The 22731-nt window shown below is 55.4% G+C and carries 16 protein-coding genes and 1 tRNA gene; 11 read left to right on the top strand and 6 right to left on the bottom strand.

Translation table 11 applies throughout. The features are described 5' to 3' along the window. Positions 1-36: 36 nt before the first annotated feature. Positions 37-753, bottom strand: a complete 717-nt coding sequence (gene rph, locus BFV67_RS00440) for a ribonuclease PH (protein WP_006812424.1) — start codon at positions 751-753, stop codon at positions 37-39. 125 nt (positions 754-878) lie between these two features. On the opposite strand from rph, the gene BFV67_RS00435 reads away from it, so the two are divergent. The 3 genes from BFV67_RS00435 to BFV67_RS00425 all read left to right on the top strand — a co-directional run bounded on the left by BFV67_RS00435 (position 879) and on the right by BFV67_RS00425 (position 4332). After that, on the top strand, positions 879-1742 hold the full coding sequence (locus tag BFV67_RS00435; RefSeq protein WP_008502687.1) for a YicC/YloC family endoribonuclease: 864 nt from the start codon (positions 879-881) through the stop codon (positions 1740-1742). A 206-nt stretch (positions 1743-1948) separates the two neighbouring features. Continuing rightward, positions 1949-2566, top strand: coding sequence for a trimeric intracellular cation channel family protein (locus tag BFV67_RS00430; protein WP_008502677.1), 618 nt, complete (start codon positions 1949-1951; stop codon positions 2564-2566). Positions 2567-2679: 113 nt separating this feature from the next. Further along, a complete protein-coding gene (locus BFV67_RS00425) occupies positions 2680-4332 on the top strand; it encodes a phosphoethanolamine transferase (RefSeq protein ID WP_008502676.1) in 1653 nt (550 codons plus the stop codon). On the opposite strand, the gene ligB is transcribed toward BFV67_RS00425, so the two are convergent. Then, on the bottom strand, positions 4329-5999 hold the full coding sequence (gene ligB, locus BFV67_RS00420; protein ID WP_069597727.1) for an NAD-dependent DNA ligase LigB: 1671 nt from the start codon (positions 5997-5999) through the stop codon (positions 4329-4331). The two genes, BFV67_RS00425 and ligB, sit on opposite strands and share 4 nt — an antisense overlap. 251 nt (positions 6000-6250) lie before the next feature. Here ligB and gmk point away from each other — a divergent pair, with 251 nt between their 5' ends. From gmk to recG, 5 genes are read left to right on the top strand one after another with little or no spacing between them, the layout of a single operon-like run. Continuing rightward, entirely contained in the window at positions 6251-6874 is a 624-nt protein-coding gene (gene gmk / locus BFV67_RS00415; RefSeq protein ID WP_008502674.1) for a guanylate kinase, read from the top strand. Positions 6875-6928: 54 nt separating this feature from the next. After that, positions 6929-7204 (top strand): DNA-directed RNA polymerase subunit omega, encoded by a 276-nt coding sequence (rpoZ, locus tag BFV67_RS00410; RefSeq protein WP_000135058.1) that lies wholly within the window; start codon positions 6929-6931, stop codon positions 7202-7204. Between the two features lie 19 nt (positions 7205-7223). Beyond that, the gene (spoT, locus tag BFV67_RS00405) at positions 7224-9338 is read left to right on the top strand and encodes a bifunctional GTP diphosphokinase/guanosine-3',5'-bis pyrophosphate 3'-pyrophosphohydrolase (protein ID WP_069597726.1); all 2115 of its coding nucleotides are present in this window, start codon (positions 7224-7226) and stop codon (positions 9336-9338) included. A 4-nt stretch (positions 9339-9342) separates the two neighbouring features. Next, entirely contained in the window at positions 9343-10032 is a 690-nt protein-coding gene (trmH, locus tag BFV67_RS24080) for a tRNA (guanosine(18)-2'-O)-methyltransferase TrmH (protein ID WP_021242410.1), read from the top strand. 3 nt (positions 10033-10035) lie between these two features. Then, positions 10036-12117 (top strand): ATP-dependent DNA helicase RecG, encoded by a 2082-nt coding sequence (gene recG / locus BFV67_RS00395; RefSeq protein WP_069597725.1) that lies wholly within the window; start codon positions 10036-10038, stop codon positions 12115-12117. Positions 12118-12119: 2 nt separating this feature from the next. Here recG and gltS read toward each other — a convergent pair whose 3' ends face one another. Next, entirely contained in the window at positions 12120-13322 is a 1203-nt protein-coding gene (gene gltS / locus BFV67_RS00390) for a sodium/glutamate symporter (protein WP_023293746.1), read from the bottom strand. Positions 13323-13547: 225 nt separating this feature from the next. Between gltS and xanP the strand changes: the two genes are divergently transcribed. Together xanP and BFV67_RS00380 are read left to right on the top strand one after the other, a co-directional pair. Further along, on the top strand, positions 13548-14939 hold the full coding sequence (xanP, locus tag BFV67_RS00385; RefSeq protein ID WP_023326426.1) for a xanthine/proton symporter XanP: 1392 nt from the start codon (positions 13548-13550) through the stop codon (positions 14937-14939). Between the two features lie 119 nt (positions 14940-15058). Further along, the gene (locus BFV67_RS00380) at positions 15059-16753 is read left to right on the top strand and encodes an AsmA family protein (RefSeq protein ID WP_069597724.1); all 1695 of its coding nucleotides are present in this window, start codon (positions 15059-15061) and stop codon (positions 16751-16753) included. A gap of 128 nt (positions 16754-16881) precedes the next feature. Here BFV67_RS00380 and yicI read toward each other — a convergent pair whose 3' ends face one another. Next, a complete protein-coding gene (yicI, locus tag BFV67_RS00375) occupies positions 16882-19200 on the bottom strand; it encodes an alpha-xylosidase (RefSeq protein ID WP_069597723.1) in 2319 nt (772 codons plus the stop codon). 12 nt (positions 19201-19212) lie between these two features. Beyond that, a complete protein-coding gene (locus tag BFV67_RS00370; protein WP_063453703.1) occupies positions 19213-20604 on the bottom strand; it encodes a glycoside-pentoside-hexuronide family transporter in 1392 nt (463 codons plus the stop codon). Between the two features lie 290 nt (positions 20605-20894). On the opposite strand from BFV67_RS00370, the gene BFV67_RS00365 reads away from it, so the two are divergent. After that, positions 20895-20989 (top strand) — tRNA-Sec (locus BFV67_RS00365). A gap of 224 nt (positions 20990-21213) precedes the next feature. On the opposite strand, the gene BFV67_RS23065 is transcribed toward BFV67_RS00365, so the two are convergent. Further along, positions 21214-22716: an anti-phage dCTP deaminase gene (locus tag BFV67_RS23065; RefSeq protein ID WP_071965048.1), complete on the bottom strand. Its 1503-nt coding sequence runs from the start codon at positions 22714-22716 to the stop codon at positions 21214-21216. Positions 22717-22731 lie beyond the last annotated feature (15 nt).

Here is a 22731-nt window from a genome sequence, read left to right as displayed (position 1 = left end):
GGCAAAAAAAAGGCGACTCATTGGTCGCCTTTAAAATCAATTTTCTAACGCCGCTTTCTGCGTCGTGACAATGGATTCGATTCCCCCTCGGGCCAACGCCAGCAGGGAGAGAAGCTCTTCGTGGGTGAACGGCTCGCCTTCTGCCGTGCCCTGCACCTCAATGATGCGACCGTCTTCGGTCATCACCACGTTCATGTCTGTCTCTGCAGCGGAATCTTCAACGTATTCCAGATCGCAAAGCGCTTCACCGTTAACGATGCCTACGGAGACCGCCGCAACCATGCCTTTCATTGGATTGGTTTTCAGCTTACCGGCAGCAACCAGCTTGTTCAGAGCATCGGCCAGCGCTACACAGGCGCCGGTAATAGAGGCCGTACGCGTGCCACCATCGGCCTGAATCACGTCGCAGTCCAGGGTAATCGTGAATTCGCCGAGGGTTTTCAGATCAACGGCGGCGCGCAGCGCACGCGCGATCAGACGCTGAATTTCCATGGTACGACCGCCCTGCTTACCCTTCGCCGCTTCACGGGCGTTACGGGTATGGGTCGCGCGCGGCAGCATGCCGTACTCGGCGGTGATCCAGCCCTGGCCCTGACCTTTCAGGAAGCGCGGAACGCCTTCTTCGATGGATGCGGTACACAGCACTTTGGTGTCACCAAACTCAACCAGCACGGAGCCTTCAGCGTGTTTTGTATAGTTACGGGTCAGGGTGACGGGACGCACCTGATTGGCGCTACGACCTGATGGACGCATGATGGATTCTCCGGCTTGAAACGAATGTGGCTGCGCATTATACGGATAAAGGACGCTTATTCCTATCCTGAGAAGCCCCCGAAAGCTATAATCCCCCCATCTCTCCTTTAAAAACGGGAATGTCTATGATCCGCAGTATGACCGCCTACGCCCGGCGTGAAATCAAGGGTAGCTGGGGTAGCGCTACATGGGAAATGCGCTCGGTAAACCAGCGTTACCTGGAAACGTATTTCCGTATGCCGGAGCAGTTCCGCAGCCTTGAGCCTGTTGTTCGCGAGCGTATCCGTACGCGTCTGACGCGCGGTAAAGTGGAATGTAACCTGCGCTTTGAGCCTGATGCCAGCGCACAAGGCGAGCTGATCCTCAACGAAAAACTGGCGAAACAGCTCGTGAATGCGGCGAACTGGGTCAAAATGCAGAGCGATGAAGGCGAAATCAACCCGGTTGATATTCTGCGCTGGCCTGGCGTCATGGCCGCCGGCGAGCAGGATCTGGACGCGATTGCCGCTGAAATTCTGGCCGCCCTCGACGGCACGCTGGATGACTTTATCGTTGCCCGCGAAACCGAAGGTCAGGCGCTGAAAGCGATGATTGAGCAGCGCCTTGAAGGCGTGAGTGCGGAAGTGGCTAAGGTTCGCACCCATATGCCGGAAGTGCTGCAGTGGCAGCGCGAGCGCCTGGTCGCCAAACTGGAAGAGGCAGAAGTTCAGCTGGAAAACACCCGTCTGGAACAAGAGCTGGTGCTGATGGCGCAACGTATTGATGTCGCTGAAGAGCTGGACCGTCTGGAAGCGCACGTTAAAGAGACCTACAACATTCTGAAGAAAAAGGAAGCGGTAGGCCGCCGTCTGGACTTTATGATGCAGGAGTTCAACCGCGAGTCGAACACTCTTGCGTCTAAGTCGATCAATGCGGAAGTGACGAATTCAGCGATTGAGTTGAAAGTGCTGATTGAGCAAATGCGCGAGCAGATCCAGAATATTGAGTAATGCCTTTTCGGGTGGTGCCGACGGCATCACCCATTATTATTTCTAATCCATTCCGGCACCTGATTTTGCATGCCACCGCCTTTCATCAAGCTTATTCAACATCATTTGATAAAAATTTATAGGGCAAACGCAGTCGCCTTAGAAAAACTCAATCGTGATCTTGCGCACAAATCGCTAACCTCCCCCGCGTTCACACCGGAGGAAATATGCTGCTTCACATCCTTTATCTCATTGGCATCACCGCAGAAGCCATGACCGGCGCACTTGCTGCCGGACGTCGCCGTATGGACACCTTCGGCGTGATCATTATTGCTACAGCGACCGCGCTGGGCGGCGGCTCGGTACGCGATATTCTGCTGGGACATTATCCGCTTGGCTGGGTCAAACACCCCGAGTACGTCATTATCGTGGCGACAGCAGCCGTGTTAACTACCATAGTGGCGCCCGTCATGCCCCATCTTCGCCGCCTGTTTTTAGTCCTTGACGCTTTAGGTCTGGTGGTTTTCTCGATTATCGGAGCACAAATCGCGCTCGATATGGGGGAAGGACCTGTTATCGCTACCATTGCCGCCGTGGTCACGGGCGTATTCGGCGGTGTGCTGCGCGATATGTTCTGCAAGCGTATTCCACTGGTTTTCCAGAAAGAGCTTTACGCCGGAATATCCTTTGCGTCTGCCGTTCTGTATATTGCTTTACAACATTATGTTTCGAGCCATGATGTTGTGGTCATTGCCACGTTATTATTTGGCTTTACGGCTCGCTTGCTGGCACTGCGCTTAAAACTGGGATTGCCTGTTTTTCATTACACGCAGGACACACATTGAATTCTCAACAAAACCACAACAAAGTAGTAAAAAGCACTTTTTGTTATCTCATATAACCGGGCCAAACGCGATAAACTGTCGCATCTTTGTCCCCATAAACTTGCGTTAAAACAATGTCCTTTGCCAAAACGTCAGCCCTGATTATTAATAAAAAACTCAGCAGCCATTTTTTAATTTTGCTGCTCGTTTCCGTGCTGATTCAGTTATGGCCAGTATTTTTAACGCAACCTGCACGATTCGCAGTGCGCATTGCGATTTGTAATGCGCTTTTACTGGTTTGCGCCGCAGCAATCTTTCGCTCGCTTCCCGGCAAGATCCTCGCATTTTTTTTAACCGCCCTGCTCACGTTAAATTTTGCGATTGCTTACAGTACCTGGAGCGTCTACCAGAGCGAATTTAACACGGTATTCGCGATGAGTATTCTCGGCACTCACGTAGCCGAAGCGAAAAGCATGTCAGGTTTATACCTGCACTGTTTACCAGCCGCGTTTGCTTACTTTATTGTCACCTGGTTCGCAATCAAAGCAGCTAGCGAGCATGTTTCTTCCCGCGTCAAAACTATCGGCTTCGTTCTGCTTGCCGTTTATTTTGGCTGGTATTCGACGGCAAATTGGCTAAAAAAACGCCACGACCTTGAAGTTTATTATCCGCTAAGCTCCCGGATTTTAACCAATACGCCATTTTACACCGGCGCAGAGTTCATTATTGCCCATCGCGATAACGCGCTGGCGGAGAAAATTAGCCAGCACAGCGTCAATTATCCTGCGTTGCAGTATCATGAAACGGGCATCGAAAACTATGTTGTTATCGTGGGTGAATCCGCACGTCGCAGCAATATGAAGCTCTACGGTTTTCACCAGGATACCACGCCAGTGGAATCCTTGCTGGCGAAGGACTCCCTCATTTTTAGCAATGCTATTGCCCCTGCGTCAGCCACCGTGCTTTCCGTGCCGATGATATTAAGTAAAGCTGATCCAGACCACTTCACCACCGATAAGCTTGCTGACAATATCGTTAGCGTCGCTAAAAAAACGGGCTATCACACCGAATGGATTAGCGCCCAGGGTAATACAGGCAAGAGCAATAACTATATTGTGGCGATTGCCTCTATTAGCCATAAAGCTCAGTGGATTGACACCCGTTATGACACCGAACTTTTACCTGCCCTGGATGAGGCGCTTAAAGCACCCGGCAGGAAGTTAATTTTCCTGCATATCAACGGCAGTCATGAGATGGCCTGCGATCGGTATCCGCCATCCGCAAATATTCTGCATACCGGCAACAAGTATGAAGATTGCTACAATAATGCGATTCTGTTTACCGACTACTTCATTGGCGAAGTAGCTAAACGTCTGCAGGGCAGCGCATCCTCTCTGCTCTATTTTTCAGACCATGGGCTGGAAAAAAACCCGCAACTGAACTCCATCTATATGCATGGCTCACGCAACCCAAGCAAAGAGGCTTACCAGGTCCCCCAGTTTATCTGGTATAGCCAGCAAGCCCTGAATGCTCAAAAAAGATCGGTGGGGTGGGTGCATGAAGCGTGGCCCACAGCAAGCAATTATGAGTTGATGTTGACGTGGCTTGGAATCACAACGGGTGTTGATCAATGCAGCTCGGTGCTTGCGGCGTGCTATCAGGCTCCCACACTTATCCCGGTAATTGATGGCGGCCGCCACATCTATGACTACGATCAGCTCCGCGAAACCTTCAGTTCGCCAGACAGACATACCCCCTGGCGCAAAGCTAAAGCAAGCTCGCTCTAAAATCCAGGCAGACCCTGCTTGCCTAACCAGGATGCCAGCCCGGCAACGCCAGGGTCGTGGATGAAGGCAACAATTTGTCGCGCCTTCCTCTCTCCCGTTCCCGGCAGGCTTTGCCAGTCCTTTGCGTTACGTCCGCTCAACGTCTGCCACGTTACGTTCCCCATCGCCTTCAGCGAAGCCTGTGTCAGCGGAACACCCAATGCCATGAGCCAGCGGATAAATGGCTTCTCGCGCACCAGATTAAATCGATGCCAGAGCGCCAGCCCGCGCGCGGAGGAAAAGCCAGGCGTAGCCTGCATTTGCGCCTGCGTTAATAACAGCCACGAAAAGAGGTGTTCAAAATGATGTGCCTGCCAGAGGGTGCGCCAGCCTGACTCGCCTAATCCTTCAATATCAAGTACCTGCTTTGAGCTGAGCCAGGTCAGTCGGGCAAAGAACTGTTCCATACATTCCGGAGAAGCATAGAAACAGCTCAGCGCATGATAACGCGAGGCTGGAGGCTCGGGTTTATGTCTGTCCGTCCCGCGCCAGACCACCTTATCAAACCGGGGAATACCCTGCCCGGCCAGGCTGACCTGTATCTGATCCCCTGAGGCAATATCCAGCCTCTGCCAGCGCTCCACCGAGCCCAGACTCACCCGCCGTACCTGTTTATCGTCCAATTGCACAGGTTCCAGTGCGGCTACAACGGACATTTTGCCCGTTCGCCCCACGGAAAAATGAATATCACTCACCTCGGTCACCTGGGCTGCAGGCGCATATTTCCACGCAACCAGCCAGTTGCCTTCGCCCGGTAACCAGCCTTCCCCTGCGGGCGCATCCTCCGAACGCACCACAATTCCATCCGTGGCAAAGGGTAATCCGGTTACGTGCCAGGCGGCGCGCTGTTTCTCGACGGCATCAACAGAATCGGCGGGTAGCGTATACCGTGCCGACAGCGTAAAACCGGCCTGAGACAGTTCAGCTAAAGATGTCTGCATATCTTTCGGCCCATCCGGCCAGGCCCAGATGAACACGCCGATCTTGCTCAAAACCGAGTTATCCTTTTGCCGCATCATCGCCCCCGCCACCTTTGCGCGAGCGTTCATCCCGCCCATCTGCCGCTGAATGTGATTGTCGCTTAGCCAGAAAAGCTCGCCCTGTAAGACGCTGTTCGCGAGCTTGCCGGTGAGCTTTTGCGGAATAGTCGGGATCAAACGCACCTTCCCGGTCCAGTCTTCCCCTTTCAGGCCATCACCACGACTGATGGCCTGGGTTAACGTTCCGTCACGATAGACCAGCGTTACCGCCACACCGTCAACTTTGGGCTGCATCCACAGATGCTGCCGCGCACGCATCCACTGTCTCAACTCCTCTTTGCTGGCCACTTTATGTACGCCCGTATGGGCAACAGGATGTTTTACGCTTCCCACCAGCGCAGGGAGTTTCTCCTCTGAAGGCTCACTGCCAAAACAGTGCTGCCACTGCATTAAGCGCCCGTTAAGCTGGTCGTAAACTTCGTCGTTGACCTCGCTCACGCCCTGCTTCCAGTAAGCGTCATCCCAGCGTTTGATTTGCGCGCTTAACGACGCCATCTCTTTCTCAGCTTTTGCCTGCGACCACACCGGGCACACCGCCGCGCCATAGCCACTCCACAAGAGCATTAACCCGCTTATCCATCGCCACATTGCTACTCCTCCTTTGTGTTGCAGGAGGTATATCCCGATGCCTGAAACAACGCTAACGGCAACGATTCACAATGCGAGACGCTATCCGGTATTTCTTTGGATTGCTGAAAACCCCAGATAAAACCTGAAAACGGCACGCAAAATTCAATAATCCAGGGGAAAAAGTGTGACAAAGGCTACGTCACACGGCAGTGACGTGTATAATAAGCCCGTATGTAGGACTTCTTTGTTAACACATACAAAAGACTCTCATGGCTCAAGGCACGCTTTATATTGTTTCTGCCCCTAGTGGCGCGGGTAAATCCAGCCTTATTCAGGCACTGTTAAAAACCCAACCGTTGTACGACACACAGGTTTCTGTTTCTCACACCACGCGTCAACCGCGTCCGGGTGAAGTGCACGGCGAACACTATTTCTTTGTGGATCACGACGAGTTCAGAGCGATGATCGGCAGAGACGCGTTTCTTGAACACGCGGAAGTATTCGGTAATTACTACGGTACCTCGCGTGAAACCATTGAGCAGGTTCTGGCCACGGGCGTGAATGTGTTCCTGGATATCGACTGGCAGGGTGCACAGCAAATTCGCAAGAAAATGCCTGACTCGCGCAGTATCTTTATTTTACCGCCATCGAAAGATGAGCTGGATCGCCGCCTGCGTGGCCGCGGTCAGGACAGCGAAGAAGTCATCGCAAAGCGTATGGAACAGGCTGTTGCAGAAATGAGCCATTACGCGGAATATGATTACCTTATTGTGAATGATGATTTTGATGCCGCACTGAGCGATCTCAAAACCATTCTTCGTGCAGAACGTCTGCGTATGAGCCGCCAGAAGCAGCGACATGACGCATTAATCACCAAACTGTTGGCAGACTGAACCCACTTTCAGTATCATGCCCAGTCATTTCTTCACCTGTGGAGCATTTTAAGTATGGCACGCGTAACTGTTCAGGACGCTGTAGAGAAAATTGGTAACCGTTTTGACCTGGTGCTGGTCGCCGCGCGTCGCGCTCGTCAGATGCAGGTAGGCGGTAAAGATCCGCTGGTACCGGAAGAAAACGATAAAACCACCGTTATTGCACTTCGCGAAATCGAAGAAGGTCTGATCAACAACCAGATCCTCGACGTGCGTGAGCGCCAGGAGCAGCAAGAGCAGGAAGCCGCAGAACTGCAGGCCGTAACCGCTATTGCTGAAGGTCGTCGTTAATTAAACCTGCGGGTCGCCCTTGTATCTGTTTGAAAGCCTGAATCAACTGATTCAAATCTACCTGCCTGAAGACCAGATTAAGCGTCTTCAGCAGGCGTATCTCGTTGCACGTGACGCTCACGAGGGCCAGACACGTTCAAGCGGTGAACCCTACATCACGCACCCGGTAGCGGTGGCCTGTATTCTGGCCGAGATGAAACTCGACTACGAAACGCTGATGGCCGCGCTGCTGCACGACGTGATTGAAGATACCCCTGCCACTTACCAGGACATGGAACAGCTGTTTGGCAAAAGCGTTGCCGAACTGGTGGAAGGGGTCTCTAAGCTTGATAAGCTGAATTTCCGCGACAAGAAAGAGGCGCAAGCCGAAAACTTCCGCAAGATGATTATGGCGATGGTGCAGGATATCCGCGTCATTCTCATCAAACTCGCTGACCGCACCCACAACATGCGCACGCTGGGCTCACTTCGCCCGGATAAACGTCGCCGCATTGCCCGTGAAACCCTCGAAATCTACAGTCCGCTGGCGCACCGTTTAGGTATTCACCACATTAAAACCGAGCTGGAAGAGCTGGGTTTTGAAGCGTTGTACCCGAACCGCTATCGCGTGATTAAAGAGGTGGTGAAAGCCGCACGCGGCAACCGTAAGGAGATGATTCAAAAGATCCTCTCTGAAATCGAAGGGCGCTTGCAGGAAGCGGGAATTCCGTGCCGCGTCAGCGGTCGCGAGAAACACCTGTACTCCATCTACTGCAAAATGGTACTCAAGGAGCAGCGTTTTCACTCGATCATGGATATCTACGCCTTCCGCGTCATTGTCCATGACTCGGACACCTGCTATCGCGTGCTGGGGCAGATGCACAGCCTCTACAAACCGCGTCCGGGGCGGATGAAAGATTACATCGCCATTCCAAAAGCGAACGGCTATCAATCTTTGCACACCTCGATGATCGGGCCGCACGGCGTGCCTGTTGAGGTGCAAATTCGCACCGAAGACATGGACCAGATGGCAGAGATGGGTGTTGCCGCGCACTGGGCCTATAAAGAGCACGGTGGCGAAAGCAGTACGACCGCACAAATCCGCGCCCAGCGCTGGATGCAGAGCCTGCTGGAACTTCAGCAGAGTGCGGGCAGCTCGTTTGAATTTATCGAGAGCGTGAAATCCGATCTCTTCCCGGATGAGATTTACGTTTTCACCCCCGAAGGTCGCATTGTCGAACTCCCTGCGGGTGCAACGCCGGTCGACTTCGCTTACGCCGTGCATACCGATATCGGCCATGCCTGCGTGGGCGCGCGCGTCGACAGACAGCCTTACCCGCTGTCTCAGCCGCTCGCCAGCGGCCAGACGGTGGAAATTATTACCGCACCGGGCGCACGTCCGAACGCGGCCTGGCTAAACTTTGTCGTGAGCTCCAAAGCGCGCGCTAAAATCCGTCAGCTGCTGAAAAATCTCAAGCGTGATGATTCTGTCAGCCTGGGGCGTCGTCTGCTCAACCACGCGTTGGGCGGCAGCCGTAAGCTGGCTGAGATCCCACCGGAGCATATCCAGCGCGAGCTCGACCGTATGAAGCTCACGTCTCTTGACGATCTGCTGGCGGAAATTGGTCTGGGCAACGCCATGAGCGTCGTGGTGGCGAAAAACCTGCAGCAGGGCGAAGCAATACCTTCTGCGCCAGGCGCATCCGGCCATGCTCATCTGCCAATCAAAGGCGCGGACGGGGTGCTGATCACCTTCGCAAAATGTTGCCGTCCAATTCCAGGCGACCCGATTATTGCGCACGTCAGCCCAGGTAAAGGGCTGGTTATCCACCACGAATCCTGTCGTAACATTCGCGGCTACCAGAAAGAAGCCGAGAAGTTTATGGTGGTCGAGTGGGATAAAGAGACGGCGCAGGAATTTATCACCGAGATTAAGGTGGATATGTTCAACCACCAGGGTGCCCTGGCGAACCTGACGGCAGCGATCAACACGGCCTCTTCCAATATTCAAAGCCTGAATACGGAAGAAAAAGATGGCCGCGTGTACAGCGCCTTTATTCGTCTGACCGCCCGCGACCGCGTGCATCTGGCGAATATCATGCGCAAGATCCGCGTCATGCCGGACGTGATTAAAGTCACCCGTAACCGAAACTAGTGGTATGAATTCACAACGTTACGCGCGGATATGCGAAATGCTCGCCAGGCGTCAGCCTGACCTGACGGTCTGCATGGAGCAGGTCCATAAACCGCATAACGTCTCTGCTATCGTCCGTACCGCCGATGCCGTCGGTGTGCATGAAGTGCACGCCGTCTGGCCGGGTCACCGGATGCGCACCATGGTCTCGGCGGCGGCAGGCAGTAACAGCTGGGTTTCCGTCAAATCTCACCAGACAATTGGCGATGCCGTTTCGCACCTGAAAGGGCGCGGGATGCAGATCCTTGCCACTAACCTGTCCGCTAAAGCCGTGGATTTTCGCGAGATCGACTACACTCGCCCGACCTGCATTTTGATGGGTCAGGAGAAAACCGGGATCTCACAGGAAGCGCTGGATCTGGCGGATCGGGACATCATCATTCCGATGATCGGCATGGTCCAGTCTCTCAACGTCTCCGTGGCGTCCGCGCTCATTCTGTATGAAGCGCAGCGCCAGCGTCAGAACGCCGGCATGTACGAGCGTAGCAACAGCATGCTGCCGGAAGATGAACAGCAGCGCCTGCTGTTTGAAGGTGGTTATCCGGTGCTGGCTCGCGTTGCGAAGCAGAAAAAATTGCCTTACCCCCACGTCAACGCGCAGGGCGAAATTGAAGCCGATGCCGAGTGGTGGGCCACCATGCAGTACGCCGGGTAAGCGATGAAGGGCCGCCTGCTGGATGCTATCCCGCTCAACAGCCTGACGGGCGTGGGCGCGGCTCAAAGCAGTAAGTTGGCCAAAATTGGCCTGCACACCGTGCAGGATCTCCTGCTTCACCTCCCCCTCCGTTATGAAGACCGCACCCAGCTTTATAAGATTGGCGATCTCCTTCCCGCCATTTACGCCACCGTTGAAGGCGAAGTCCTGAACTGCAACATCACCTTCGGCGGACGCCGGATGATGACCTGCCAGATCAGCGACGGCACCGGCATTCTCACCATGCGTTTCTTCAACTTCAGCGCGGCGATGAAAAACAGCCTGGCGACAGGCCGCAGAGTACTGGCCTATGGTGAAGCCAAACGCGGGAAATACGGCGCAGAGATGATCCACCCCGAGTACCGCGTGCAGGGCGATCTCAGCACGCCGGAACTGCAGGAGACGCTTACCCCGGTTTACCCGACGACCGAAGGCATCAAGCAGGCGACGCTGCGTAAGCTCACCGATCAGGCGCTGGAGCTGCTGGATACCTGCGCCATTCCCGAGCTGCTGCCACCCGAGCTGGCGCAGGGCATGATGAGCCTTCCCGAAGCGTTGCGAACCCTGCACCGTCCGCCGCCCACGCTGCAGCTCAGCGACTTAGAAAGCGGCAAACACCCCGCCCAACGGCGTCTTATCCTTGAGGAATTGCTGGCCCATAACCTGAGCATGCTGGCGCTTCGCGCTGGCGCGCAGCGTTTCCACGCTCAGCCGTTAAGCCAGAACGATGCGCTCAAAGATAAGCTGCTGGCCTCTCTGCCGTTTAAACCCACCGGTGCGCAGGCGCGCGTCACCGCCGAGATTGAACGCGATATGGCGCTCGACGTGCCGATGATGCGCCTGGTACAGGGCGATGTAGGCTCCGGTAAAACGCTGGTTGCCGCCCTTGCAGCCCTGCGCGCCATTGCCCACGGTAAACAGGTTGCGTTAATGGCGCCGACCGAGCTGCTGGCGGAACAACACGCCAACAATTTCCGCGCCTGGCTCGCGCCGCTGGGGATTGAAGTAGGCTGGCTGGCAGGAAAACAAAAGGGCAAAGCGCGCCTTGCGCAGCAGGAAGCCATCGCCAGCGGGCAGGTGCAGATGATTGTCGGCACGCACGCTATCTTCCAGGAGCAGGTGCAGTTCAACGGCCTTGCGCTGGTGATTATCGATGAACAGCACCGCTTCGGCGTGCATCAGCGTCTGGCGCTGTGGGAAAAGGGACTGCTGCAGGGCTTCCACCCGCATCAGCTGATCATGACCGCCACGCCGATCCCGCGCACGCTCGCGATGACGGCTTACGCCGATCTGGATACCTCCACCATCGACGAACTCCCCCCGGGCCGTACGCCGGTCACGACGGTTGCCATTCCTGACACGCGTCGCAGCGATATCATCGACCGCGTGCGCAACGCCTGCACCCACGAAGGGCGTCAGGCCTACTGGGTCTGTACCCTGATTGAAGAGTCGGAACTGCTGGAAGCGCAGGCTGCCGAAGCCACGTGGGAAGAGTTAAAGCTCGCCCTGCCGGAGCTAAACGTGGGTCTGGTTCACGGACGCATGAAGCCCGCTGAAAAGCAGGCGGTGATGCAGTCGTTCAAACAGGGCGAGCTGCATTTGCTGGTCGCGACCACGGTCATCGAAGTGGGCGTGGATGTGCCGAACTCCAGCCTGATGATTATCGAAAACCCGGAGCGCCTTGGACTTGCCCAGCTCCACCAGCTTCGCGGGCGCGTCGGCCGTGGCGCGGTAGCGTCCCACTGCGTCCTGCTCTACAAAGCGCCGCTCTCGAAAACCGCCCAGATGCGGTTGCAGGTGCTGCGCGACAGCAACGACGGTTTTGTGATTGCGCAAAAAGACCTGGAGATCCGCGGCCCCGGTGAACTGCTGGGCACGCGTCAGACGGGGAATGCGGAATTCAAAGTCGCGGATTTACTGCGCGATCAGGCCATGATCCCCGAGGTTCAGCGCCTCGCCCGCCACATTCATGAACGCTACCCCGAACAGGCGGCAGCGTTAATTGAGCGCTGGATGCCGGAAACCGAACGCTATTCCAACGCCTGATTTCAGGCGAACATCGGCAGCATCAGGTACAGCTTAATCACCAGCGCGTTGACGATATCAATAAAGAACGCCCCGACCATCGGAACCACCAGAAACGCCATGTGCGATGGCCCGAAGCGTTCGGTGATCGCCTGCATGTTGGCGATAGCCGTTGGGGTTGCCCCCAGACCAAACCCGCAGTGACCCGCCGCCAGCACCGCCGCATCGTAGTTTTTGCCCATCATCCGCCAGGTGACAAACATGGCGTACAGCGCCATAAACAGGGCCTGCACCGCCAGAATCGCCACCATCGGCAGCGCCAGGGAGGCCAGCTCCCACAGCTTGAGGCTCATCAGCGCCATCGCCAGAAACAGCGAGAGGCAGACGTTGCCAAGCACCGACACCGCACGTTCAAACACGCGGTAGAAGCCCATCAGCGCCAGGCCGTTGCTCAGAATCACCCCGATAAACAGCACGCAGACAAACGTCGGCAGCTCAAACGCGGAGCCCGCCAGCCATTGCGCAACCACTTTGCCCACGGTGAGGCAGATGGCGATCATCGCGATGGTTTCAATCAGCACCAGCGAGGTAATACTGCGCCCAACGTCAGGCTTTTCAAAGGCGGTCGGTACCAGCTCGTCGTCCGGCCTGCCGTTCGGCGTGGTGGAATGCTTCACCAGATAACGCGCCACCGGGCCGCCAATCAGGCCACCCAGCACCAGGCCAAAGGTGGCACAGGCCATCGCCACTTCCGTTGCATTTTCAAAACCGTAGCGCTCGACGAACAATTTACTCCACGCCGCCCCGGTACCATGACCGCCTGACAGCGTAATCGACCCCGCCAGCAGCCCCATCAGCGGGTCCAGCCCCAGCAAGGTTGCCATGCCGATGCCAATCGCGTTTTGCATCAGCAGCAGCCCCACCACCACAATCAAAAATACGCCGAGCACCTTACCGCCCGCCCGCAGGCTTGCCAGGTTGGCGTTCAGGCCGATGGTGGCAAAAAAGGCCAGCATCAGCGGGTCTTTCAGGGACATGTCAAAATCGATTTCCCAGCCCATGCTTTTTTTGAGCACCAGCAGGGCCAGCGCCACCAGCAGGCCGCCAGCGACAGGTTCAGGAATGGTGTATTTTTTCAGAAGGGAAACGCTATGTACCAGCTTACGGCCAAGCAGTAACACCAGCGTTGCGGCAACAAGGGTCGACAACGTATCGAGATGAATCATAGAAGGCTCCTTTTTTGCGCGTGTTCCATACACACGCGGCGTTATCCTGGGCCGGTTTGCGCTCTTCATGAGCTTCCGGCGCAAAAAGTGTAATTTTTTTTCCTCAGCGGATGTAGAAAACCTGCTCACAGCGGCAGATTTTCTTGTCTTTTTTTGCTGGCAATCGTTTGCTTTTACCAGGTGGTCAGATAAAATGCCCGCTTTTCCACCGTGGGATTGCCGCCGATGTCCGTTAACACCATAGAGTCGCCTGATGCGCAACCGATTGCGCAGAAGCAAAATAGCGAACTGATTTACCGCCTTGAAGACCGCCCGCCGCTGCCGCAGACGCTTTTCGCCGCCTGCCAGCATCTTCTGGCGATGTTTGTTGCGGTGATCACCCCGGCGCTGCTGATCTGTCAGGCGCTCGGTTTACCGGCGCAGGACACGCAGCACATTATCAGCATGTCTCTCTTCGCCTCCGGCGTGGCCTCGATTATCCAGATTAAAGCGTGGGGTCCGGTGGGGTCGGGTTTACTGTCTATTCAGGGCACCAGCTTTAACTTTGTGGCGCCGCTGATCATGGGCGGTACGGCCCTGAAAACCGGCGGCGCGGATGTCCCGACCATGATGGCGGCGCTGTTCGGCACGCTGATGCTGGCCAGCTGCACGGAGATGGTGATCTCCCGCGTTCTGCATCTGGCTCGCCGCGTTATCACCCCGCTGGTTTCCGGCGTCGTCGTGATGATTATCGGCCTGTCGCTGATTCAGGTGGGCCTCACCTCCATCGGCGGCGGCTATGCCGCGATGAGCGACCACACCTTCGGCGCGCCAAAAAACCTGCTGCTGGCGGGCGTCGTGCTGGCCATCATTATTCTGCTTAACCGCCAGCGTAACCCCTACCTGCGCGTCGCCTCGCTGGTGATCGCCATGGCGGCAGGCTACCTGCTGGCGTGGGCGCTGGGCATGCTGCCGGAGAACACCGCGCCAGCCAACAGCGCGCTGATCGCTGTCCCTACGCCGCTGTATTACGGTCTGGGCATTGACTGGGGCCTGCTCCTGCCGCTGATGCTGGTCTTTATGATCACCTCTCTGGAGACCATCGGCGACATCACCGCCACCTCCGACGTCTCCGAGCAGCCCGTTTCCGGCCCGCTGTACATGAAGCGCCTGAAAGGCGGCGTGCTGGCGAACGGTCTGAATTCGTTTGTCTCTGCGGTCTTCAATACCTTCCCGAACTCCTGCTTCGGTCAGAACAACGGCGTGATCCAGCTGACCGGCGTGGCCAGCCGCTATGTCGGCTTCGTGGTGGCGCTGATGCTGATCGTCCTCGGCCTGTTCCCGGCGGTGAGCGGCTTTGTGCAGCACATCCCTGAGCCGGTGCTGGGCGGTGCAACGCTGGTGATGTTCGGGACGATCGCGGCCTCCGGCGTGCGTATCGTCTCCCGCGAGCCGCTGAACCGCCGCGCAATCATGATTATTGCGCTGTCGCTGGCCGTCGGTCTGGGCGTTTCTCAGCAGCCGCTGATCCTGCAGTTTGCCCCGGACTGGGTGAAAAACCTGCTCTCTTCCGGCATTGCCGCGGGCGGTATCACCGCTATCGTGCTGAACCTCGTTTTCCCGCCTGAAAAGAACTGATCCCCTTCACGGCAGGCAGTCAATGTCTGCCGTGACATCTATTTACACCATTCCCGCCTTGAGGATTGCGCATAAATCGTGCATAACTCCCTTATGTGCGTTTTGCGGGATGGAAGACCATGAAATTTATTGGAAAGCTGCTCGTCTATCTTCTGGTAGCCCTGCTCATTGTGATACTGGCGCTCTATATTCTGCTCCAGACCCGCTGGGGCGCGACTCAGGTCAGCAGCTGGGTAACGGTGAATACCGACTACGAGCTCAGTTTCGACAAGATGAATCACCGCTTTTCGTCACCATCCCACATCATTCTGGAAAACGTCACCTTCGGCCGGGACGGTAAACCCGCCACGCTGGTGGCCAAAAAAGTGGATATCGGCCTCAGCAGCCGCCAGATAACCGATCCGCTGCACATGGATACCATCACCCTGTTCGACGGCACGCTGAATCTCTCCCCGCAGACCGCGCCGCTGCCCTTCCAGGCGGATCGCCTGCAGCTGAACAATATGGCCTTTAACAGCCCGAATACCGAATGGGATCTGAGCGCGCAGAAGGTGACGGGCGGCGTCAGCCCATGGCAGCCAGAAGCGGGCAACGTGCTGGGTAATCACGCGCAGATCCAGATGAGCGCAGGCTCGCTAACCCTCAACGGCGTACCGGCCACCAACGTGCTGATCGAGGGCCAGCTTAACGGCAAGGAAGTGGTGCTGAATACGATCGGCGCCGATATGGCCCGGGGCTCGCTCACCGGCTCGGCCCTGCGCAACGCCGACGGGAGCTGGATTATCGACACGATGCGCCTGAACGAGATCCGCCTGCAGAGCGATAAAACGCTGACGGCGTTCTTCGCACCGCTCGCCACTATCCCCTCTCTGCAGATTGGTCGTCTGGACGTGACCGACGCCCGGCTTCAGGGTCCGGACTGGGCGGTGACCGACCTCGATTTAAGCCTGCGCAACCTGACGCTGAGCAAAGGTGACTGGCAGAGCCAGGAAGGCCGCCTGTCGATGAACGCCAGCGAGTTTATCTACGGCTCGCTGCATCTTTTTGATCCGATCCTGAATGCGGAGTTTTCCCCGCAGGGCATGGCGCTGCGCCAGTTCACCTCCCGCTGGGAAGGCGGCATGGTGCGCACGTCCGGTAACTGGCTGCGCGACGGTAAAGCGCTGGTGCTGGACGATGTCGCCATTGCCGGGCTGGAGTATACCCTGCCGCAGAACTGGAAAGCGCTGTGGATGGCGCCTCTGCCGGAATGGCTGAACAGCGTCACGCTGCAAAAATTTGGCCTGAGCCGCAACCTGGTGATCGACATCGATCCCGCCTTCCCGTGGCAGATCACCTCTCTGGACGGCTATGGCGCAAACCTGCAGCTGGTGAAAGATCGCCAGTGGGGCGTCTGGGGCGGCAGCGCAACCCTGAACGGCGCGGCGGCGACCTTTAACCGAGTGGACGTGCGCCGTCCGTCGCTGGCGCTGAATGCCAACGCCGCCACGGTGAATATTACCGACCTGAGCGCGTTTACCGAGAAAGGTATTCTGGAAGCCACGGCGACCGTTTCCCAGCTGCCGCAGCGGCAGACCACGGTGAGCCTCAACGGGCGCGGCGTTCCGCTCAGCGTGCTGCAGCAGTGGGGCTGGCCTGCGCTGCCGATTGCAGGTGACGGCAATATTCAGCTCACCGCCAGCGGCAGCGTGCAGGCCAGTGCGCCGCTGAAGCCAACGGTGAATGGGAAGCTGAGCGCGGTGAATATGGATAAGCAGCAGGTAGAGCAGATGATGACGGGCGGCGTGGTGTCGGCGATGGCGCCGGCACAGTAAAAAGCCGGGTGGCGGCTTCGCCTTACCCGGCCTACGAGGTTTTGGTTCCCTCTCCCTGTGGGTGAGGGCATCAGACCGCATAATTACCGTAGGCCCGGTAAGCGCAGCGCCACCGGGCATTTTCCACCTCAGAGCTGAACCGCCACCTCATCCCCCTCGGCTTTCACCACCACGCCCCACTCGCTGCCCGCGTGCGAGCCGCCCTTCACGCCGCGCACTTTATGCACGTTGCGCAAACACACCGACCAGTTTTGCGCGTCTCCCGCGCCGGTAAAGGTCACGATGTCGCCCCGACGTGACGCCTTCAGCGTAAACGCCACCGCGCCGTCCGCCGCAGGCACTTCGCTTACCGCCGTTGCGCCATCGTCCAGGTTAAACAGCTGGAAGGCCGTCCCCTCGTGCCACGCGTAGTTCGGCTTCTGGTTATTGTTGCCCAGCGCCAGCAGCGTGTTGTCGCGCACGTAGACCGGCAGGCTCATGAAATCGTGCTGCTGCTTATGCCAGCGGCTGCCCTGAATTTCGTCGTTGTGCCACAGGTGCGTCCAGCGCCCTTCCGGCAGGTAGAACTGCACGTCGCCCGCCTCGGAGAACACCGGCGCCACCATTAACGAATCCCCCAGCATGTACTGACGGTCGAGGTAATCGCACGCCGGATCGTCCGGGAACTCCAGCATCATCGCGCGCAGCATCGGCGTGCCGAACTCGCGCGCCAGCGTCGCCTGACGGTACAGATACGGCATCAGCTGGCACTTCAGCTGCGTGAAGTGGCGCACCACGTCGCAGGACTCGTCATCGTACGCCCACGGCACGCGGTAGGATTTGCTGCCGTGCAGGCGGCTGTGGCTGGAGAACAGCCCGAACGCGCACCAGCGCTTGTAGACGTGCGCCGGGGCGGTGTTTTCGAACCCGCCGATATCGTGGCTCCAGAAACCGAAGCCGGACAGGCCAATCGACAGCCCACCGCGCAGGCTTTCGGCCATCGACTCATAGTTGGCGTAGCAGTCGCCGCCCCAGTGAACCGGGAACTGTTGCGCACCCACGGACGCGGAGCGGGCAAACAGCACCGCCTCTTCTTCTCCCACCGTCTCTTTCAGCACGTTCCACACCAGCTCGTTGTAGATGTAGGCGTAATGGTTGTGCATCTTCTGTGGATCGGACCCGTCGAACCACTGCACGTCCGTCGGAATACGCTCGCCAAAGTCGGTCTTGAAGCAGTCGACGCCGATCTCCACCAGGCCTTTCAGATTGTCGGCATACCACCGGCACGCGTCCGGGTTGGTGAAGTCGTAAATCGCCAGCCCCGGCTGCCATTTGTCCCACTGCCACAGGGAGCCGTCCGGACGCTTGAGCAAATAGCCCCTCTCTCTCAGCTCCCGGAAGATCGGGGATTTCTGGCCGATGTATGGGTTAATCCACACGCAGACCTTCAGCCCTTTCTCCTTCAGGCGGCGGATCATCCCTTCAGGGTCCGGGAAGGTCACCGGATCCCACTCGAAGTCGCACCACTGGAAGGCCTTCATCCAGAAGCAGTCAAAGTGGAACACGTGCAGCGGCAGGTCCCGTTCGGCCATGCCGTCGATAAAGCTGTTGACCGTCGCTTCGTCGTAGTTGGTGGTGAACGAGGTGGTGAGCCACAGGCCAAATGACCACGCAGGCGGCAGCGCCGGACGCCCGGTGAAGCGGGTATAGCGGTTCAGCACTTCTTTCGGCGTCGGGCCGTCGATCACGAAGTACTCCAGATACTCCCCTTCCACGCTGAACTGCACCTTAGAGACTTTCTCGGAGCCCACTTCAAACGAGACGTTTTCCGGGTGATTCACCAGCACGCCGTAGCCGCGGTTGGTCAGGTAGAACGGGATGTTTTTGTAGGACTGCTCGGTGCTGGTGCCGCCGTCGCGGTTCCAGGTTTCGACCGTCTGGCCGTTGCGCACCAGCGCGGTAAAACGCTCGCCCAGGCCGTAGACCGTTTCCCCCACGCCCAGATCCAGACGTTCGAACACGTAATTGCGGTGGGTATTGCTGTCCTGCACGTAGCCGTTGTTTTTCAGCTGGCTGCCGGTAATGCGCTGGCCGTTGCGCAGGAAATCCAGCGCCCAAAACTCGCCTTTGGTGACGCGCACGCTGACGCTGCCGCTTTTCAGCTCAGCAAATTCGGCGTTGTTTTCAATCTCGACCTTCACGTCTTTCAGAACGTTCAGCGGATAGTGCGGGCCGTTGTTCAGCGCGCCCTGGAAGTGCTCGATGCGCACCCCCACAATCCCTTCCTGCGGGGAAAACAGACGCACCGTGAACATCAACGTGTCGAGCTGCCAGGTGCGCTCGCGCACGTCGCGCGGCGCCACGTACACCACCAGGTCATTGCCCTGCTGCTCCACGTCGAACACCTGAACCGGACAGGTCACGTTCAGGCCCGGTTGAATAAGCCAGTTTCCATCACTGATTTTCATGCTTTCGTCCTCTTAGTTCTGCAATTCTTTGCTGACCGGCAGGGTTTCAAATTCCTGCTGATTGCGGCGCGCGCCCTGTGCCAGCTCGCCCAGGATTTTGGTCAGGAAGGGGGTTTTCAGCGTGTAGTAGCGTTTGGCGATGATGGCGCTCAGCACGTAGCAGACCGCCGGGGCCAGGGTAAACAGGCCGATAATGATGCTGATGGTCGCGCTGTTCTGGGTTTTGGCCGCCGCGTCGTAGCCGCCGCCTGCCAGCATCCAGCCGATCATCGCCCCGCCCAGCGCCAGACCCAGCTTCAGCACGAACAGCGTGCCTGCAAAGCTGATGCCGGTCAGGCGCTTGCCGTTGGTCCATTCACCGTAGTCGACGGTATCGGACATCATGACCCACTGGATCGGCGTCACCAGCTGGTGCAGCACGCCGATTACGAAGATAAAGGCGAACATCAGCACCGTGGCATGCATCGGCACGAAGAACATCGCCACGCTGACCACCGCCAGCGCGGCGTTGGTCCACCAGAAGATGCTGACCTTGCACTTCCAGTCGGTGAGCGGTTTCGCCAGCGCGGAGCCAATCAGGTTGCCGACGCAGTAGGTGGTCAGGAACGCGACGAACACTTCCGGCGAGCCCATGATCCAGGTGCAGTAGTACATCATCGCGCCGCCGCGCACGCAGACGGCGAGGATGTTGAGGATGGTAAGCACGCCGACGATGCGCCACTGGTCGTTGTGCCAGATGTCGCGCAGGTCTTCCCGCATGGAGGTGGTGCTCGGCGGCACCTGGATGCGCTCTTTGGTGGTAAAGAAGCAGAACGCCAGCATCAGGAACGCGACCACCGACAGCACGGCGATCCCGCCCTGGAAGCCGAAGGCTTTGTCATCTCCACCAATCAACTTCACCAGCGGCATCATCAGCACCGTAGAGAGCATGCCGCCCGCCGTCGCCAGCACGAAGCGCCAGGACTGAAGGGAGATACGCTGCGTCGGGTCACTGGTGATCACGCCGCCCAGCGCGCAGTAAGGAATGTTGACCACGGTATAGAGCAGGGTCAGCAGGGTGTAGGTAACGGCGGCGTAAACCATTTTGCCGTTAAGGCTGAGGTCCGGCGTGGTGTAGGCCAGCACGCAGACGATGCCGAACGGGATCGCGCCGAACAAAATCCACGGGCGGAACTTGCCCCAGCGGCTGCGGGTGCGGTCGGCAATCAGCCCCATGCACGGGTCGGAGATCGCATCCAGCGCGCGGGCCAGCAGGAACATGGTGCCGACAAATCCGGCGGGAATGCCGAAAATATCGGTATAGAAAAACATCATGTACAACATGACGTTATCAAAAATGATGTGGCTGGCGGCGTCTCCCATGCCGTAGCCAATCTTCTCTTTTACTGACAGTACTTCGCTCATCTTTTTTTATCCTTCACGCTGTAGGGGGCGCTGAGACCGGTTGCATTGGTTTTAAACCATTGTTTCAGATGGGGGTATTGCGTTTTCTGGTTAGCAGATTACGTTTCTTGTTTTTTGTGATCGCGGTAAATACTGGAGAGCACGAAAGGTTAACCTGAGGATTTTCTTAAGAATTAACTGAAACAGGGGGGTACAGGTCAAAAGAGAGGTGAAAAAAGTGGTGTGGGGTATGTGGTAAATGCCTGAAAGTAGCTATAATGCGCCCCGCCTCCATGTAGCAATGCAGGCGCGGAAGATCGTCATCTCCGGTGAGGTGGCTGGACTTCAAATCCAGTTGGGGACGCCAGCGTTCCCGGGCAGGTTCGACTCCTGTGATCTTCCGCCAAAATTTTCTTTTGTTCATTTTTAAAATTTTTTACCCCCCTTGTATTATCTATTCGTTATCTTATATTTTCACTGAAGTAATTTATTTCTCTTTTAGCCGTTCGTATTCTTTCATATTAAGTTTAGAAATAATGGATGTATATCATAAAATTTCACTCAATAAAAAAGGCAACGCGAATGATTCGTGTCACCTTTCTTGATGGTATAACATCTACTATAGTCTAACTAAAGATCGAACTTAGTTCTTAAATTACTAATGACTTTAGATTCATAATCACCATAGCTATCGAGATATTGCGTATCTACATGATAAGATTCTTCGATGCTATAGTTAATTGGTTTACCCTGTTCATCTTTTCTTTTCCTATTATAGGCAAAGAATTTAGCATACCGCTTAGGTGCAACACCTTCGAAGTTTTCAAATAAAACTTTCTCTGGGGATGGAGAATGATCTGGTTGACAGATGGTGTCATCATGCAATTGTAGAGCAAGGCTTTTTTCATAGGGCTCTATATAGACAACTCTCTTGATCCCAGCGGCAACGATATGTCTCGCACATACATGACAAGGATACGTAGTACAATATAAAGTATTTCCTATTGTACCAATGTTTGTATTACGTGCTAAAGAAACAATTGCATCCATTTCGGCATGTACAGCCCTAGAATATTCAATGAGATATTTTGCTTTCGTCTCATTCATTATTTCATCAGCCAATACATCGGCTTCATTTAAACTATACTTTGAGAGAATATTTTTAATTTCATTTTTTAACAAGGCTTTATGTTTATCATTATGACAACCATTTTTGTTAAAACATCTTTTATCTTTATTACTCTCTGCAGTATATAATCCACCACCAAATGCGGGAACGTCGTTACGACCAGTTGCAATTATATTCCCCTCAGTGTCCATTATAGAAGCGCCAACTTGACGAGATAAACATGCAGAACCTAAAGATGCAGAATATGCGCTATACATTCCTGATTCGTCTTTAGATGGGGTAATATGGCTAACACCATGAATTAAATCTATAAATCTTGAAACTGATTTTTTCATCACATCTGTATCTAAATTTTTGATGAAATAATCAGCTAACTGAAGGGTTTCTTCGACTTGTTGACCGTTCTTGTTTTTTGACTTTCTGTCTCGCTCTATAATTTTGGCTATGCTTTCTGGATTAATTCCCTCATCTTTCAAATTCTGTATTCTTTCAGAAACAGTCCGTAAAAGCCCAACAAGGTAAAAATTATTTTTATATACTTGATTAAAAAGTTCAACTTCTGAAGGATGCTTGATCTGGTCTATAATATAAGCAGTTTTTTTCGTATTTTTTGTAAGTTCAGAAGAATCGCTACCGTATATAGTCTCTCTTTTTTCTTGTATAGATAAAACTGCCAATTCTGCACATATAAAATGGCCGTGTTTACCACGTAATCCATCACCTAAATCCTGGAGAGTATTGTAACGTTCATAGTTATCTAAATGGTGCGTTTTACTCTTGCTATATGTTGCTATTAAGTCACTGATCCTAATATGTTCTACATGGTAGCCATTCTGTTTTAAACATAAAACCATTTGTTCTTTTAATGTTTTTATTCCAGAACCCATTGCTCCACACAATCCTACAATTAGCTCTTGAGAACGGCGGCCTTTTATATCATTAATACTATCCGAGTTATTTTTTTCCCAATGAACAGGTATAATATTTTCTGCTGTATCAGCCATGACATTGCTCCAAAG

Origin of the sequence: Enterobacter roggenkampii (assembly GCF_001729805.1) — a bacterium.
In the GTDB taxonomy this organism is placed as follows: domain Bacteria; phylum Pseudomonadota; class Gammaproteobacteria; order Enterobacterales; family Enterobacteriaceae; genus Enterobacter; species Enterobacter roggenkampii.
This window is presented reverse-complemented; position numbering and strand designations above follow the sequence as displayed.

Excerpts from the sequence above, each read along its gene's own strand:
- rph (WP_006812424.1), bottom strand. The coding sequence starts at position 753 with ATGCGTCCATCAGGTCGTAGCGCCAATCAGGTGCGTCCCGTCACCCTG.
- BFV67_RS00435 (WP_008502687.1), top strand. The coding sequence starts at position 879 with ATGATCCGCAGTATGACCGCCTACGCCCGGCGTGAAATCAAGGGTAGC.
- BFV67_RS00430 (WP_008502677.1), top strand. The coding sequence starts at position 1,949 with ATGCTGCTTCACATCCTTTATCTCATTGGCATCACCGCAGAAGCCATG.
- BFV67_RS00425 (WP_008502676.1), top strand. The coding sequence starts at position 2,680 with ATGTCCTTTGCCAAAACGTCAGCCCTGATTATTAATAAAAAACTCAGC.
- ligB (WP_069597727.1), bottom strand. The coding sequence starts at position 5,999 with ATGTGGCGATGGATAAGCGGGTTAATGCTCTTGTGGAGTGGCTATGGC.
- gmk (WP_008502674.1), top strand. The coding sequence starts at position 6,251 with ATGGCTCAAGGCACGCTTTATATTGTTTCTGCCCCTAGTGGCGCGGGT.
- rpoZ (WP_000135058.1), top strand. The coding sequence starts at position 6,929 with ATGGCACGCGTAACTGTTCAGGACGCTGTAGAGAAAATTGGTAACCGT.
- trmH (WP_021242410.1), top strand. The coding sequence starts at position 9,343 with ATGAATTCACAACGTTACGCGCGGATATGCGAAATGCTCGCCAGGCGT.
- recG (WP_069597725.1), top strand. The coding sequence starts at position 10,036 with ATGAAGGGCCGCCTGCTGGATGCTATCCCGCTCAACAGCCTGACGGGC.
- gltS (WP_023293746.1), bottom strand. The coding sequence starts at position 13,322 with ATGATTCATCTCGATACGTTGTCGACCCTTGTTGCCGCAACGCTGGTG.
- xanP (WP_023326426.1), top strand. The coding sequence starts at position 13,548 with ATGTCCGTTAACACCATAGAGTCGCCTGATGCGCAACCGATTGCGCAG.
- BFV67_RS00380 (WP_069597724.1), top strand. The coding sequence starts at position 15,059 with ATGAAATTTATTGGAAAGCTGCTCGTCTATCTTCTGGTAGCCCTGCTC.
- yicI (WP_069597723.1), bottom strand. The coding sequence starts at position 19,200 with ATGAAAATCAGTGATGGAAACTGGCTTATTCAACCGGGCCTGAACGTG.
- BFV67_RS00370 (WP_063453703.1), bottom strand. The coding sequence starts at position 20,604 with ATGAGCGAAGTACTGTCAGTAAAAGAGAAGATTGGCTACGGCATGGGA.
- BFV67_RS23065 (WP_071965048.1), bottom strand. The coding sequence starts at position 22,716 with ATGGCTGATACAGCAGAAAATATTATACCTGTTCATTGGGAAAAAAAT.